Below are 14,216 nucleotides of genomic sequence, written 5' to 3' on the forward strand. Positions count from 1 at the left end.
ATTTATTGGAAGAGCACCGCATTTCATAAGTTATCAAACAGGTAATCGGGCTTCGATTGGAAAACGGCATTCGGTTTTCTGTCACAGTGTTTCTTTCTGATCGTTCGACAAACAGTATAAAAACATTTGCATCAACGCGCCGCCAATTTATCGACTTTTAATGAATGCCACTTGGCATCAGGATAATGAGTTTTTTCATTTCCAACATTTCTGTTTTTGGCCAAAACGGTTGGTCGAGATGATCCATCTGGTGATTGCCGGTTCGGTTTCGACAAGGCGCGCAGCGTCATTTGCCTTGGGCGGTTTTGTCCAACCCGCGCAAGAGAACCCTGCAGTCGTATGGCACCCCGCCAACAGCAAGGCAGCGCTGATAAGGAGTAAGAGCTTCAACTTCATTTTCAACCTCGTGAGAATTTTCAAAGGCTGTGATTGCAGCCTTTAGCGACTTTTGTTTTTCCGTCTCTTGCCCGATACAAAAAGCAACAACAATTAGCGCAATGATGATGGCAATGGTCATAGTCAGGCGTTCGAGTGTGGTCATAATTCCGCCTCTCTAAACCGTTTGATGAAATAGAAACTGCCGATTGCAACGCCGATCACCATGACGGCAGCTAACGCCCATTGGAACGGTCCCGAACCGGTGGCAAAACCGGTCAAGCCGGAAGCAGCACTGATAACCGGCCCGAGGACTTCCGGTTTCAACACCGGATGAACAGTTTTTTGTTCAGGCACCACATCTTTGGACGTCACGAACGCGCCTTCCATCCACAGATACCCTTCGGCCCGGCGCCGATTGACAAGGCCTTGAATTTTTTTACCACCCGCTTTTGTCCATTTCATCAGTTCGGTCGGAACCGCATTAAAATCGCCTTGATTCAATTTTTTTAGCAATGTCGAATTTTTGAAAGCATTGATGCCGACATTGAAAGCAAAGGATACGAGAGCAGCAAACTGGTTGTCATTAAGCTTGACTTTTACATTGTTCTCGACCGCCGCTTCATACTGAACAAGATCTTTCAAGAGAATGTTTTCCGCTTCGACTGCGGTAATGACTTGGCCCTGATAGGGCTGAGGAGAACCGGCCATGGCCGTGTGCCCATAGCCGATTGTCCAGACACCGCCGGTATCTTGATAGGCCTTTGTTCTAAGACCTTCCCATTGTTTCAGTTTGTCAAGACCGTGGGGGCTTATTTGTCGTGTCATGGTGTTTCCTTATCAATGATAAATGAAGGCAATAAAAAACCCCGCAAAAAGCGGGGCGGTGGTTCAATATTCAATTCACTAATTTTGCTTTTGTTAAAAAACCGGATGAGGTGGGCGTGGCTCATGCGCTGCAACCATAAATTCATTTAGAAGCGTGTTCCGTTTGCTTTAAACCGCGATCGCTTGTGCAAAACATGAAAAGTGTTCACGTTTTCCTTTTAAAAAAGGTGGCAACTTATGGTATTGTAAACCTCGGTCGAGTTTCATTCAGGAGGAGTATAAAATGGCAAGTCTGAAGGACGAATTTCATAAAGAAATGCTGGCTATTTATGATAAAGCTCTTGATGCACTAGGAATAAAACTTTCCAAATTTAGACAAATGGTTGATCGGGATGGTGGCTTTCAAACGGCGAAAACGCTGATACACTCTAATTCTGCTACTCATGCTACTAGCGGTTTTACCAAACTTTGGGTGAATAAACGACTTGATTTGACTGTTGAATCGCTTGTTGCAAACAATGAAAAATGGCATCCGCTTTTTACCAAGGATGACATAAAAAAAGCCAACGAAACTCTTGAAAAGTATAAACAACCTTAATAATTTTTCAAGGAACTAAAAAGCCTCGCAAAAGATGCGGGGTTTTCGGGTGGCTTTACGGCAGCATTTACTGGATATTGGCAGCCCAATTCCATAAAGTATCAAGCTGCTCATCCGGAATTTTGTTGACTTCGGCCATTTTTTTCAAAAGCGGAAAATCGCGGGTAAAGCTTGTTGCTTTTGTGATGTCGATCAACACGCTTTCACGTTCTTCTTCATCGCCTATGTAAAAAGGGCTATCTTTATTGGTTATACCGGTGGTGAGGTTTTCTTCTCTAACACCGATGACAAGAGCCGCTTGCCAGAATTGCCGTGCTGTTAAAGGCGGGAATACAGGGGGAGCTGCAACAATTTTTTCTCCATCCCATAGCTTGCCATAGACACTCCCGCCCTGACCGAATGTTTCGCCATAATCATCGTCAATGCCGATAATATCAAATCCGGCAATTTGCGACTGTTCGGGGTCATCCGTCATGGAAATAATGCGTTTTGTGTCGTCGATAGCGATATAGAATTTATGCGGATATTTTTCGAAAAGATCATGCCACTCAATGCCGTCGTTATCTTTCAATATATAGATGGTGACAGTTCCGGCTTTCTGGACAATATTGCCTTTGTCATCCTTAATGTCTTCACCTGATTTAATTTCTTCTTTTGAAGCTTTAAGTTTACCAAAATCTTTCATTTTTTTTACCACGCCCCTAAAGGAAACCAGCCGCGATTTGCGATGAAAAGTTGCGGTTGACGACCACCAAAATGATATGGGAGGTTCATATTTTCGGGTTTCCAGATTGATGTCACGACATAGCCACTCGGTAGATGCATCCATGTGTAGGTAGCGGCTGTAAGCTCTGCCCAGCCTATAATGCGACTGTCTGTAACACAGGCATTGATACGATTTTCAATATGGGAATAAAGATCACCGCCGTTCCAACGTGTGCCGCCGATATTCCCGTCGGGTTGCCAGTATGTTTTGTCTTGTATGGTTATGGTATTGGCAAAATATGTTGTTCCGTCGTCATAAAAATTGGCAACATCGCCAAATTTATGAACATGGATGTTCAACGAATTACCAATAAAGGCTAAATCTGAATAGTTTTCGTCTTCCCCCGTGTAACCAAAACGCATTGTCGGGTACAATGCATTTGGTGGAAATTGAGCAAAAGCAGTTCCTGCACTATTTTTTACCGTTAGATCGCCATTAATGGTTCCACCGGATTTTGAAAGATAGTGATCATCAAGATTTGCTATTTTTGCGCGTTCGTCGGCCGTCATAATTTTGGCGTTCGGCGCCTCTTTCATATTGCCCATATCGAACGCGTCGGTTCGCTTGGCCAACGGGTCATAGATTGCGACTGTCATGTCGCCGCCACCGGTAAGGTTCTGCCAACCATTGCCGGATAGAAAAGTAGTGCTTGAAGGCGCGCCACTTGTTTCAATCTCGGTTAAAACGACTTTGTTTTTTCTGGCCAAAGTGCCGAGCGTTTCGGGTTGAACGGCACTATCGGCTCGTTTGCCCTGTTCGGCGGTTGCAAATTCGCTTCTATCGGCTGTTGCAGCCGTACCCAGAACCGAAGGCGTTACAGCTTTGTCATTGGAAGCACGTGCTGCCATATCCTGTGGCGTTGCAGTCGGAATTTCGAAAGTATGTGTATGATAGGGTACAGCCATTTAAACCCCCAGTTTCTTCAAACGGTTGTCGAGTTCGGTCATTTTGTTCTGTAACGGCATAAGAAGTGCGGAAAGGGCAACATGCGCCATTTGATTATTCGCGTAAATCAATATGCGGATTTTCTCCGGCTCTTTTATGCCGGATATTGCAAAAGGGTGTTCATCCATTGTTCAAGCCTTGATAATATATTGAATGGCAATATTGACCGGGCGCGCTTCATTGCCGCCATCGCCGTTAATGGTGAGACTGTGATTATGTCTTCCGGCCACCGAGGTAAAATCGGTTGTTTCTGCAAACCAGTCCCAGCCATTTTTGCCGTCTGGCCCTTCGCCTCTATGCACCCAACGGGTATAACTATGGTTATGTTCGCCAGCCTCGCCAATCGAGCCTGAATGGCTGTGCCACCGGTTCTGGCTATCCTGAAAAGAGGCAAAAGAGCGGTTGGGGTCGATATTTTTACCGGCATCTGTTCCGCGTAGAAAAACACCGCGCAAATCCGGAACGGCAAAGGTCGTTTGCCCGTCGCCTTTGCCCCACCATTCGCCAATGGCCGAAAAGAGTGCGCCATATTGTGTTCTTGATAATAAGCGTCCGTCACAGGGTATCCAACCGGAAGGCGCTGTCGGCGCACCGAACATTGAAATAACACCGGCCGGTGTTGATTGTTGAGGTGTCGGTGAAGACAAAAACCAGCCGCCACTCCCGTTGTTCAATAAACTGCAAAAGACGATTTCATAGAGAGCGCCGGCCTGAATATCCCCGCTTTCCAAAGGTTTTACCCCTTGATAGGTTGCTTTGAAAACCGGCTTATAATCAATATTGTTAAGGCTGATAACCGGTTGCTCGACATTCATACCGAGCGCGCGAAACCGCAATGTTATGCCGTTGATATAAGCGGTTACTGGTGTTTTCGACTGTATCGCAATGCGGGAAGAGGATCCTTCGACGGTAACATCGCCGCCAATATCGCACATATATTCGCGCACACGCTGCATCATCGAACGGGCGGAATTGTTGACCGTGCTTGGCGGCTGCCCCTCTGTCCAGTTGATGATATTGTCGGCATTGGCATTGCTTGCCGCCGAAAGTGACCAATCATAAATCGAACTCATAACATTCCTCCATTATTGGTTTTCGACTGCATGTTTGATAAAAGGCGCAAAAGTGCCTGCGATTGCTCGGTTGACGGGCCGCGCACCGGTTTTAATTGCATCGAGCTTGTCTGCGGCGCGTCAACATCGGCGAGGGCGATCAATGCATTGGCAAGTGAACCGGCGCCTTTTTCAAGGCCTTTTTGCGTTTGCCCGTCTTCCAGTAATCCGTAAGCCGTGGTGGATGTGGAAGAATTATCTCTATTGTTATCACCAGCGACGAGGGAAGGGGCGGATATGCCGGTTTTAAAGTTTTGCCCACCAAATCCCGAGGGGCCAATCGAGCCGAACACAGGTGCATTGTTATTGGACGGGCGGTTAGCCCAAAAATTAAAAAAAGAATGTGAATTCATGAATTAGCCTCCATTCGAGTGCAATTTTTCATTCGCGCTTCCGGTTTTTCTGGAGCGTTCTGGCAATGTCTATTGATTGATTTGTCGTTAAATTTATGAGGCTCATGCTCAAGCATCGGGTGGGGACAAGCCTCTTGTCTCCCATGTCACTGTGGGGCGTTTGAAACAGCCGAATGGCTTACCTTCACAGAAGCCTTTCCATAGGAAATCCGAGCTTGTTGTAATTGACCATTAACAATCCGCTTTCGGGGTGGGTCACAACTTTATCGGGGTCGGTTTTGAGGATTTCTTGCGCGATGACACCGCGATAGCGCTCGGTCCTTCCGATATAATTGAAATCATAGACATTGTAGCCGTTGCGTTTGCCCGCATAGCGGATATTTTCTTTTGTGCGTTGGTCCGAGAGACCAAAAAGCGATGACAGCGCACCCAAACCGTTTCCTATTGTGGTGAGCGCACCATTCTGTTGTTTTGTTGTTTGCGTTCCGCTTGACGTTCCGTAATTTCCGGCTGCACCTTGAGCCGCACTTAAAAGCATGGCAAGCCGGTTCCAGCCACGATTATCTTCTTCATTCCATTGGTCACGCGCTGCATCAAGTTTTTGCTGGTTGTTCTGGTCAAGGATTGTGCCGCCTTTCAAAGCATTGAGAAAATTGTTTCCTTGTCCTTGAAAATAATTGCTTGCGGCCGAAAGCTGGTTATTGTTTGCCCTGTCGATAAGTTCATTGGCATTGAGCATATTTCCAACATCCTGATTATACTGGTTGGAAAGTGCCGTTGTTGCAGCCTGTCCCAATTGTCGAGACAAAACACCGTTATGGGCTCCCGAACCATAACGACCAGCACCGCTCATTTGACTGTTGATGGTGGTGGCGGTGTTATCAAGTGTGTTTTGCAAAGCCTGATTATAGGCACTGTTTCCCCCCACCATTTTTCCCGAAGCCATATCGGCAAGGTTCTGGCCACTCGCATTTTTGCCGCCTGCAAGGCCTTGCAAATAGCTGTTGCCATAATTGGCGGTGGCGTTTCCAAGCCCGCTAATGGCATTTTTTGTTGTGTCACTTAAATCGGCCACCCGCGAGCCTTGATAAACATTGCCACCCTGACCGGAATTATAAAGGTCCATGGCATCCTTGGCCGAACGCTTGAAGAGTGGTGCCGCCCATTCCGGCGGGGCCGATGTCTCGGTCTTCGTTTGTGTGGATTTTCCGCCTTTTCCGCTACTTCCGCCCATTGTTCAATTCCTTTCGATATTTGACCACGCTTGGCCTATAGCCATGTGCGCGCATGATTTTTGACCAGCCGATGCGACCGATGGGGCAAATTTCGGATGCGCCGATGGTTTTTGCCCATTCTTCTATCGGTTCGATCATATCGGCTATTTTTTCGCCGCCGTGACCGGCAAGTTCGAGGAGTTCGACACGTTTTTTGCCGCTCGCCAGAATTTCGATATGCGAGGTGACGAAGGCTACAAAGTTTTCTTTCTCGTCAACGATAATCCATAATTGCCGCTCGCCACTTGCAATTTCTTCTGCCATTGTTTCAAACGATATGTCGTCGGGAAAACGACGGGCGATTTTCTTCATCGCCTCTGTAAGATCGCCGCTATAACGTTTCATCCGCTCATAAGGCCAGTTTTCGGTGAGATAGATTTGATAGCTCATCTTTTTCCGGCTCTTGTAAAATCGACATTGAAGCCCGCGATATGCGACCATTTCGCGCCCTCCGGAACACGCAGGCGGAATTTGTGGAAACGCGCCCGTGAGCGGCCATGGTAACGGCCGGTATTGTAAGAGGGGCTTTTTTCACCTGACCATTTTACCGGTTCTTGTGGGTTTCTTCGCATTCTTGCACCAATTGAAAGCGAGGCTTCATTCGTGTCTATTTGTGCAATAACATTTTCCAGCCGGTTTATATCACCATTGGTGGCAGCAATTTCCTGCGAGGAAACTATTGCTTCCATCGCCTCTCCCGAAAAGGAGCCCAAACGGTAATCAACTGAAAAAGCGCCGAGAATGGGCGCGCCACCTTGCCAGATTTTGCTATCCAGCGAAAACGGCAAATTTTCCAGAATAGTTGAAATATTATCAAGCCCGTCCAGCGTGTAACCGCTTGTATAAATCGGCATAATACTGCTTGCCGCAATGCTGATAACCGTCCATTTTTGCAGGCCCCAGTCATAAACCATCAATTCGTTCATCACGCCCGAACCGTTATAATCCATCGCCCAATAAACGCGGTTATAGAAAGGGTCGATTGCACAGAACATCTCGGCAAGATTATTGGCATTCATGCGGGTAAAGACCGAGCGGTCGATTTTTTCAAAGCCGATAGGTGTCACCGCGCCATCGCTGGTAATCTGGAAAAATCCGCCTTCATCGGCATAAAAGGAAAATTCGCCGCGACTGCTGATCGAATTGGATGATTTGGCACCGCGTTTGTCATGAATTTTCTGGAAAGAAAATATAATGTCGGAACCGGGAATGAATGTGCCGCGATAAATTGCCGATTGTAAAAAAATGATCGGGTTGGTTGCTTCGCTCGAGCCTTGAACACTGCCCCCATCCGGAAAATCCTGATAGTCGCAAGACTTTTCTCCAACCGTCCAGAATTCCGCATCATTAAGGCCCGACCAGTAAACGCGGTTGGGATTATCCGGCAATTGCATGAGACAAACAAAATCGCCCCACACTTTAACAGCTCCCGCCCGTGGCGGATTGCCGCCAAGATTGCGGAATTTTGCCGAACGGTTGAGCTCGAAAACCTGTGGCGGGTCGTTTTTGTTGACCGCAATAATGAAATTGCCGAACGACGCAAAAGACCAACGCGCTTCATCGGAAGCGGAATAGATTTTTCCCGTTTGCGTGATGTCGCGCCAGGAAAGATCGGTATTGTCGAGGACAAAAAGTTTTGTTGCAGTGCCCGCAAAAACCGAGGTTGTTCCATCAAGCGACCGCGCGGCATAGGCTCCATAAGGCTTTTCCGGAAACGGCTTGGAAAATGCTTTGAAGCCGGGCATGGGAATATAACTGCCGTCTGCCGGCAAAACATTCAATATATCATCGCTATAGTCGCTATTGATATCGGCAATGTCGGGGCGATATTCGGCTATCGATAAAAATGTCATTTAAAACACCGTTGCTTTGATTTTGCCGCTACCATTGCGCCGCGAGGTTTCCGCTTTTAACGCTGAAAGCTGCTCGTTAAAATCGTTAAAGGCTGTTCGAGCGCTATCGGCATCTTTCAAAATATCTTTATAAAGCTCGTATTTTGCCCGCGCTTTGACAAGGTCGAACGCATCGACAAACCAAGGGGATTCCTCATCGGCTTTCAAAACTTCTTCAAGCCGGTAGGGTTCAATCATCAGGCGTATTTTGTAAACTTTGTCAGGGCAGGGAAAGAGCCGCAGTTTTTTTCCAAAATAACAATAGGCATAAGGTTCGCCATGGGCTGAACCCGCGCTTTCAAGTTCCTGCGGGGAATTGAGGTTAAGCCTTTTTGCGTTGCCATTAGATTTTTCAAGAAAGACAAAGCGGATACCGGCGGCACTTGCAATCGCCTTTTCGGTTGTTGCGCCATACCAGTCCTGATTTTTAGTCGTCAAAAAGGTAATATCGCGCGTTTCATTGAAATAAAGCGGTTCACGTGCCGAAAAGCGGATGGCCGAATAGATTGCTTCCTGAATCTGGCTGAAATATTCATTTGTTGTGTCGTCAATTTCATCCTGAATAACGGCAATCATATCCGAAAAGTTTTTGTTTTTCGGCTGGAGAGGCGTGGGAAGACTTGTCATCGGCCCTGTCGTGGTAATGATAATGGCCATAATATTAAACCTTTGTTTTCCGGTTTTTCTTCGAGTTCAGGTTGCGTGTTCTCAGTCGCTTTTTGCCGCTTGCGGTCTTCAAAACGGCGGCTGTTGATTGCGTTGTTGTTGCTTGCGCCGGTATGGAAGGCTCGGCCTTCAAATTTTCGGCTTTTTCGGCAGTGTTTCGAGATGTGCTTCCGGTTTCCGCTTGCGGTTTTTTTAAACTTGTCTTTTTCACCGGTTTTCGGGGAAGGGGTGTGGTCTTTTTATCTCGCACATTCCCGCTTTTTGCCGCAGGCTCCTCAAAATCCATTAATATCCAGTCGGTATCATCGCTTGAACTTGCGTCTATAGAATAAGCATGGGTCATTTTTTTCATCTCTGACAAAATCACCGGTTTTTTAAAAAATCGGGAAGAGGGAAAATTGCGCCTTAGACAGCTCGTCGCATAAGAAGAAAAAGGAGAGAAGAAAAAGGAGCACTTGCCCCTTTTCCTGTTGTTTGAAATGCCGTTTTAAAGCGGCTCGGCATAGGTTGAAATAACGATGGTTGCAAAATCCTGTTCGCCGACAGTGCTGTCTTTCAGTTTGAAGTTTGTTTTCTTCATACCAATCAGGGTTTTTGCCGCAACACCGAGTTCGCGTTCATAATCGAAGAATTCTTCAACCAGTTTGTAGCGCGTTGGTCCGCGGTCCTTGCCGAAAGCGACGATGGAAGCCTGTGCACCCAAAAGCACCGCACGGCGGGTGTTTGAAACAGGCGTGGTCGGGTCGGCAGAACTGACACCTTCGGTAATATGTTCGGCTTCACGCAGAACCACCCCGTTATACATGCCGAGCGAGCCGTCAAAAATCGGGTTTTTGGCGCGCGAGCCCTGATAGGCTGCTTTTTGAATATCAAGCCATTGGCCGGTTGCCGTGTTGGTGCGCAGTGCCGTCACCTGTGTCGGGTGAAGGTAAAGCACATAAACGCTGTCCCCCTCGACACGCACAGGGCGCAAACGCGGATTGGCAAGTTTTGCCCGCTCCACCGCTTTATCAACCAGAGAAAGATTGAACACATCTTTTTCGTCAAGGCTTTCGTCAGTGGTTTTGCCATTCGGGCGAATAATGCGCTTGTCGGTCGGGGCTGTCGGCTCATTGAAACCGTAATGCACCGGCGACAATGAAATGGTGCGCCCTTCAAAGTTCATTTGTGTGGCGGTATAGCCGCAAACATGGGTAAAAAACATGAGCGACAAACGGTCGGCATACCAGTCGGTCAAACCGTCTTTGGCTTCGCTGCGCAAATCGAAAAGCACACGCTGCTGGTCGATTGTGCCCTCGTTTTTTACCCTCACAGCATGGGCAAGTTCATTGATGATAACAGCATCATTCAAGGTTGAAAGGGCTTCTTCATTGCCCTCCAGTTTAACCCCTTCTGATACGCCTTCGCCCATCAGCTGGGTGCGCAAGCCGAAACGGACAGTATCACCCGCGCCTTTCTGGGTTTCGTCCTTAAGCTGGATAATGCTGTTGGTGTCGGTTCCGATCAAAGGCGCAATCTCGGTAGCTTTCGATACTTCGACGGCAAGTTTCTTCGACCAGGCACGAACAGCCAGAGGGTCGTTCACCCCGATGGATGTAATAGCCATGATGGCCTCCTAAAATTCAATTGATTTTCAAGCTTTTTGTCGCTTTAACGCGAGCGAACCAACGAAACCGGAAAACCTCCGGTGGGTGAAAATGATAACGTCCATTTCAAACGAAAATCCGCAAAAAAAAAAGGTGAAAGTTTCAAAACAAACCTACACGAACCTACTTAAAAGTTTTAGAAGCCCCATCTTTTGCAAGCGGTGGTTTTTAAAGCTCAAGCTTCTGAAACAGAAGTCTCTCAAATCAGCTTTAAAAAACAGGCTCCCTTTAAAAAACTTATTTTGCTAAAAGCCTTATTCCCCCTTCATCAGAATGTTGAAGGCTCTTTCATTTCGCGGATTGGAAATCCACTCGGCAAATTGCCGGTCGCTCATGGCATCTATAGCTTCAAGGCTAATAGGGTCGGCAATAGCGCGCCCGTTCGATGCGGTGAGTGTCCGCGCGGCGTTTTTTTTGGCGCGCATTGCGGCAATGTCACCCCCCGCTATAGATTTCGCCTTGAAGCCGATATTTTTTGCATAATTATAAATTGTTTGCGCAGGATTGGTGCCGCTTTCCAAAGCGCCTTTAACAATGGCCGCAAGCTCGTTTCCAATCTGCGCATTGATCGCATCGGCATTTTTAAAAGCAGGGTAAGCATCGGCGAGCGCCATCAACTGGTTCACCCGTGCTTCATAAAGAAAATCGGCCGCCTCGTCGAAATCCGGCAGTTCCGCTTTAAGTGCGGTTACAGACGTGGCAAAATAATCTTTGACCGCTTCCTGTTCTCTTGCGGCTTTGATAGATTGCCGCTCTTCGGCTTCTCTCTTTTGTCTTTCGGCTTCCTCGTTTTGCAATCTGGCGCCAATCCATTTGACATAGCCGACAAAATCTTTTTCCGGATCAGGCGCTTCCATTTGTGGCTGTTTTAATGGTGAGAAGCTCTCGCCTTCGGCATTATTTTCCGTGAATTCGCGCGCAATTTTGAAACGTTCTTCAATGCGGGCAAGTTTGGCTTTTGCCTCTGCCGCCTCGGCTTGCGCTTTTTTGCGCTCTTCCCTTTCAGCGTGAAGTGCACCATGCGGAACCATATGATTTCGCGCTTTTGCGGTTCTTTCATCTTCTTCCTCTACCGGTTTTTCATGTTCCCCTTCCTGACTTCCGGAAGGTCCGGTCATAGTATTACTGTCGGAAAAATTTTCCGGTAAGGCAGTTTCATCTTCAAATCCGTCATTGTCGGTGTTTTGGTGGCCGAGAACATCCTGTTCTTCCGGTGAAAATTCGGGTGCAATATCCATAAATTTATCCTTTAAACATGCCCTTTGAAAAAAACGGGCAGCAGAGCATCAAAACGCCGATGCTTGAGGCGAAGCCGGTTCCTCCGGCAGGAAAGACAAAAGTTGCAATTGCGGGAGTTGAAATGCGCCGACAATCTGAATTGCCGCTTTGCCAAATTTAAAACCCATTTTATCCAAGCTTTCGGGGCGCTTGTTTCAGGAATTGGCGTTCCCCGTTTGCGATTGTTCAATTTTCAATTGTTCAATGAGGGCGCGGTTTTTGGCCGTTTCGGTCTCAAGCCTTGCTTTCTGATTTTTTAAAAAAAGATCGGCCGCTTTGGCATTAAGGTCGAGTTCACGGGCTTTTGTTTTCATATCAAGCTCGTTTGCCAAGGCTTGCAACTTCAATTGCTCCGCCTGTTGCCCTGTTGACTGTTCCGGCACTGCATTTCTTTCCATTGCCGCTTCTTGGCCGGCGATCTGTTTTCTTGCCATCTGTTCTCTGGCCATCTGTTCTCTGGCCATTTCCTGTTCTGCTTTTTGTTGAGCCGCTTCTTGTGCCTTGGCTGTCCATTTTTCAACAAGCGAGGCGGGAAGTGGCGAATAGCGCAGAATTTCCAGTCCGATTTCCGGCGTGAGATAATCTTTCAACATCGGCAACATCTGTTGAATAATCGCAAATGTCCGTTCTTTTTCATTGGGGCTTGTCGGTGCATCATCAACAATAATGTCATATTGGCGGTTGGCGACCGCTTCATGTGTCAATGGCACATATTTCTTGTTGTCATCCCCCACAATGCGGATAAGCCTTCCATCGGAAAGATAGTTCTGTATGAGGTAAAGCATAATTTGCCCCTGTCTTTTCCGATAACGGCGCAGCGCATCAAAAAGCGAGGCAAGCAAATTCAAAGAAGATTGCCGGCGCTGGCTTTCCAAAACACCGGGCTGGTTTACTTCTCTCGTGCCGATAAATTCTGAAGACAAGCCCGTCACATCCGAAATTGCTTCTTTGGCTTCATTGAAAAGCTGAAAAAAACCAACAGGAAATTGTGCCACGGGTTTGGGTTGAATGCGGGCATTTTGTCCGCCAAGCGCATTCTGTTTTGTCCAGGTAATGGCATCGGCGCGCGCCCAGCTTTCTTCTGCCTGCCTGTCATCATCGAAAGCACCGCGTTCGGCAAGAATTCCACCCTTCGATTGGCTGTTTAAAAGATACATCACCTGGCTGAAAAATTTGTTCGCCCAACGCTGCGGGTCTTTTGTGGGGCGCACAATGCCATAATAATGCTTTTTCATCTTGTCGAAATAACCGGTAATGCATTCCCAACCAAGTTGCCCGTTCGGCACCATCGGCTGATCGGGTTCGGCAAGCAGAACCTCGCCCAGAAAAGCCCTTTTCACAATCTTTCTTGTAAGCCTTACCGATTGTATTTCAGGCGAAATTTTCTTTTTCTCTTCATAGTCGCGAAGCGAATAATCCTGTGTTTCACCTGTCAGCGGGTCAAAAACCTTGTAAAAAGCCTCACGCTCGAACCAGCGGCATTCGACAAGCGTCACCAGAGAGCTCGCGGCGGAAGAAAGCCCCAAGCCTTGCCTCTCCGAAGCACCAGAATTATCTTCGCTATAAAAAGTCTCGGAATTCACATGGGAAAGAGGTGCGCTACTGTCAAAAACACCATTTTTCGCCCAGCGTGCATCAAGCAGTGACGGGTCAATATCGGGAAACATGCGGCGCGCTTCGGCAAGCGGCTTTTCGTCGATATACCAGAGGCGCTCCGCATCCACCAGATTGGCTTTCACCGCCGAGGCATCCCACACCATTTTTAGCGGGTCAAGGCGGCACACAACAGGTTTACCCGTTTCATCATCGTCAAAGTCAAGGCGTGTATCTGTCCACCCCATACCGCAAATGACAGTATCGGTAAAAGCTTCCGAATCCTCATATTCCGCTTCCGCCTGATCGCGAAACCATTCCGCCGCACCGGTCAGTATTTCATTGGCTCTCGCATCTCCGATTTCACGCGGAATAAATTGCACTTCGCGTTTGTTGTTGCGCTCCGAGCCGATAACAGCATTGACAAGCGGCGCAATGCGATTGAATGTCATGACAGGGCGTTTTTGCTCGAAAAGCGCCGCCTTGTCTTGGGCTTCCCACTGTTCACCATTATAAAAGGCATAATCTTCGCGGGCATTTTTGCGCCATTCGGCAACATGCGCCATATCCTGCCGGAAAAGCTTTAACAATGACTGGAACAAAATATCTCTTTTTGCACTGTCAAAGTCATCCGAAGCCCCATGGTCTAAACTCTCGTTTTCTTGCATCATCATCAGCCCGTAAAATTATTGGTTAAAATTCGTCGTGTCGCAGCCCGCACAACTTGAAAGTTCAATTCTGAAAAGCCAAAAAGCCCCGAAAAAAACATAAGCAAAACGCGCAAAGCGGGCAGGCGGGCAAGCACAAGGCAACCGTCATAAAGAAACAAAAAGGTCAGGTCACATGAAACAAAAGCCATTGCCGGAAAACCAAAAGCCGATTGATTGCGC

Annotated in this window: 16 protein-coding genes; 1 reads left to right on the forward strand and 15 read right to left on the reverse strand. The window is 47.6% G+C overall.

Translation table 11 applies throughout. The features are described 5' to 3' along the window. Window positions 1-286 precede the first annotated feature (286 nt). Both H3V12_RS00280 and H3V12_RS00285 read right to left on the reverse strand, forming a co-directional pair. On the reverse strand, window positions 287-541 hold the full coding sequence (locus tag H3V12_RS00280; protein WP_198211917.1) for a hypothetical protein: 255 nt from the start codon (window positions 539-541) through the stop codon (window positions 287-289). After that, window positions 538-1,203 carry a glycoside hydrolase family protein gene (locus H3V12_RS00285; RefSeq protein ID WP_198211919.1) on the reverse strand — a complete coding sequence of 222 codons (666 nt, stop codon included), beginning with the start codon at window positions 1,201-1,203 and terminating at the stop codon, window positions 538-540. The genes H3V12_RS00280 and H3V12_RS00285 overlap by 4 nt, the downstream gene beginning before the upstream one ends. A gap of 283 nt (window positions 1,204-1,486) precedes the next feature. On the opposite strand from H3V12_RS00285, the gene H3V12_RS00290 reads away from it, so the two are divergent. Then, window positions 1,487-1,801, forward strand: a complete 315-nt coding sequence (locus tag H3V12_RS00290) for a hypothetical protein (protein ID WP_198211921.1) — start codon at window positions 1,487-1,489, stop codon at window positions 1,799-1,801. A gap of 67 nt (window positions 1,802-1,868) precedes the next feature. On the opposite strand, the gene H3V12_RS00295 is transcribed toward H3V12_RS00290, so the two are convergent. The 13 genes from H3V12_RS00295 to H3V12_RS00355 all read right to left on the reverse strand — a co-directional run bounded on the left by H3V12_RS00295 (window position 1,869) and on the right by H3V12_RS00355 (window position 13,994). Beyond that, on the reverse strand, window positions 1,869-2,486 hold the full coding sequence (locus H3V12_RS00295; protein WP_198211923.1) for a hypothetical protein: 618 nt from the start codon (window positions 2,484-2,486) through the stop codon (window positions 1,869-1,871). 5 nt (window positions 2,487-2,491) lie between these two features. Further along, complete coding sequence (locus H3V12_RS00300; protein WP_198211925.1) at window positions 2,492-3,472, reverse strand: hypothetical protein; 981 nt, start codon at window positions 3,470-3,472, stop codon at window positions 2,492-2,494. After that, a complete protein-coding gene (locus H3V12_RS00305) occupies window positions 3,473-3,640 on the reverse strand; it encodes a hypothetical protein (protein ID WP_198211927.1) in 168 nt (55 codons plus the stop codon). It abuts the gene before it with no gap. A gap of 3 nt (window positions 3,641-3,643) precedes the next feature. Further along, window positions 3,644-4,585: a tail fiber protein gene (locus tag H3V12_RS00310; RefSeq protein ID WP_198211935.1), complete on the reverse strand. Its 942-nt coding sequence runs from the start codon at window positions 4,583-4,585 to the stop codon at window positions 3,644-3,646. Next, entirely contained in the window at window positions 4,582-4,977 is a 396-nt protein-coding gene (locus H3V12_RS00315) for a hypothetical protein (RefSeq protein WP_198211937.1), read from the reverse strand. Before H3V12_RS00315 ends, H3V12_RS00310 begins: the two co-directional genes overlap by 4 nt. A 184-nt stretch (window positions 4,978-5,161) precedes the next feature. Beyond that, the gene (locus tag H3V12_RS00320; RefSeq protein WP_198211939.1) at window positions 5,162-6,211 is read right to left on the reverse strand and encodes a tail fiber domain-containing protein; all 1,050 of its coding nucleotides are present in this window, start codon (window positions 6,209-6,211) and stop codon (window positions 5,162-5,164) included. Further along, a complete protein-coding gene (locus H3V12_RS00325; protein ID WP_198211941.1) occupies window positions 6,198-6,641 on the reverse strand; it encodes a hypothetical protein in 444 nt (147 codons plus the stop codon). The genes H3V12_RS00320 and H3V12_RS00325 overlap by 14 nt, the downstream gene beginning before the upstream one ends. Further along, on the reverse strand, window positions 6,638-8,104 hold the full coding sequence (locus H3V12_RS00330) for a hypothetical protein (RefSeq protein WP_198211943.1): 1,467 nt from the start codon (window positions 8,102-8,104) through the stop codon (window positions 6,638-6,640). The genes H3V12_RS00325 and H3V12_RS00330 overlap by 4 nt, the downstream gene beginning before the upstream one ends. Then, a complete protein-coding gene (locus H3V12_RS00335) occupies window positions 8,105-8,800 on the reverse strand; it encodes a hypothetical protein (protein WP_246787450.1) in 696 nt (231 codons plus the stop codon). Window positions 8,801-8,804: 4 nt separating this feature from the next. After that, complete coding sequence (locus H3V12_RS00340) at window positions 8,805-9,161, reverse strand: hypothetical protein (protein WP_198211944.1); 357 nt, start codon at window positions 9,159-9,161, stop codon at window positions 8,805-8,807. Between the two features lie 135 nt (window positions 9,162-9,296). Next, window positions 9,297-10,415, reverse strand: coding sequence for a N4-gp56 family major capsid protein (locus tag H3V12_RS00345; RefSeq protein ID WP_198211946.1), 1,119 nt, complete (start codon window positions 10,413-10,415; stop codon window positions 9,297-9,299). 294 nt (window positions 10,416-10,709) lie between these two features. Further along, the gene (locus H3V12_RS00350; protein ID WP_198211948.1) at window positions 10,710-11,693 is read right to left on the reverse strand and encodes a hypothetical protein; all 984 of its coding nucleotides are present in this window, start codon (window positions 11,691-11,693) and stop codon (window positions 10,710-10,712) included. A gap of 195 nt (window positions 11,694-11,888) precedes the next feature. Continuing rightward, entirely contained in the window at window positions 11,889-13,994 is a 2,106-nt protein-coding gene (locus H3V12_RS00355) for a portal protein (RefSeq protein ID WP_246787499.1), read from the reverse strand. Between the last annotated feature and the right edge of the window lie 222 nt (window positions 13,995-14,216).

Origin of the sequence: Bartonella sp. W8167 (assembly GCF_016100335.1) — a bacterium.
In the GTDB taxonomy this organism is placed as follows: domain Bacteria; phylum Pseudomonadota; class Alphaproteobacteria; order Rhizobiales; family Rhizobiaceae; genus Bartonella; species Bartonella apis.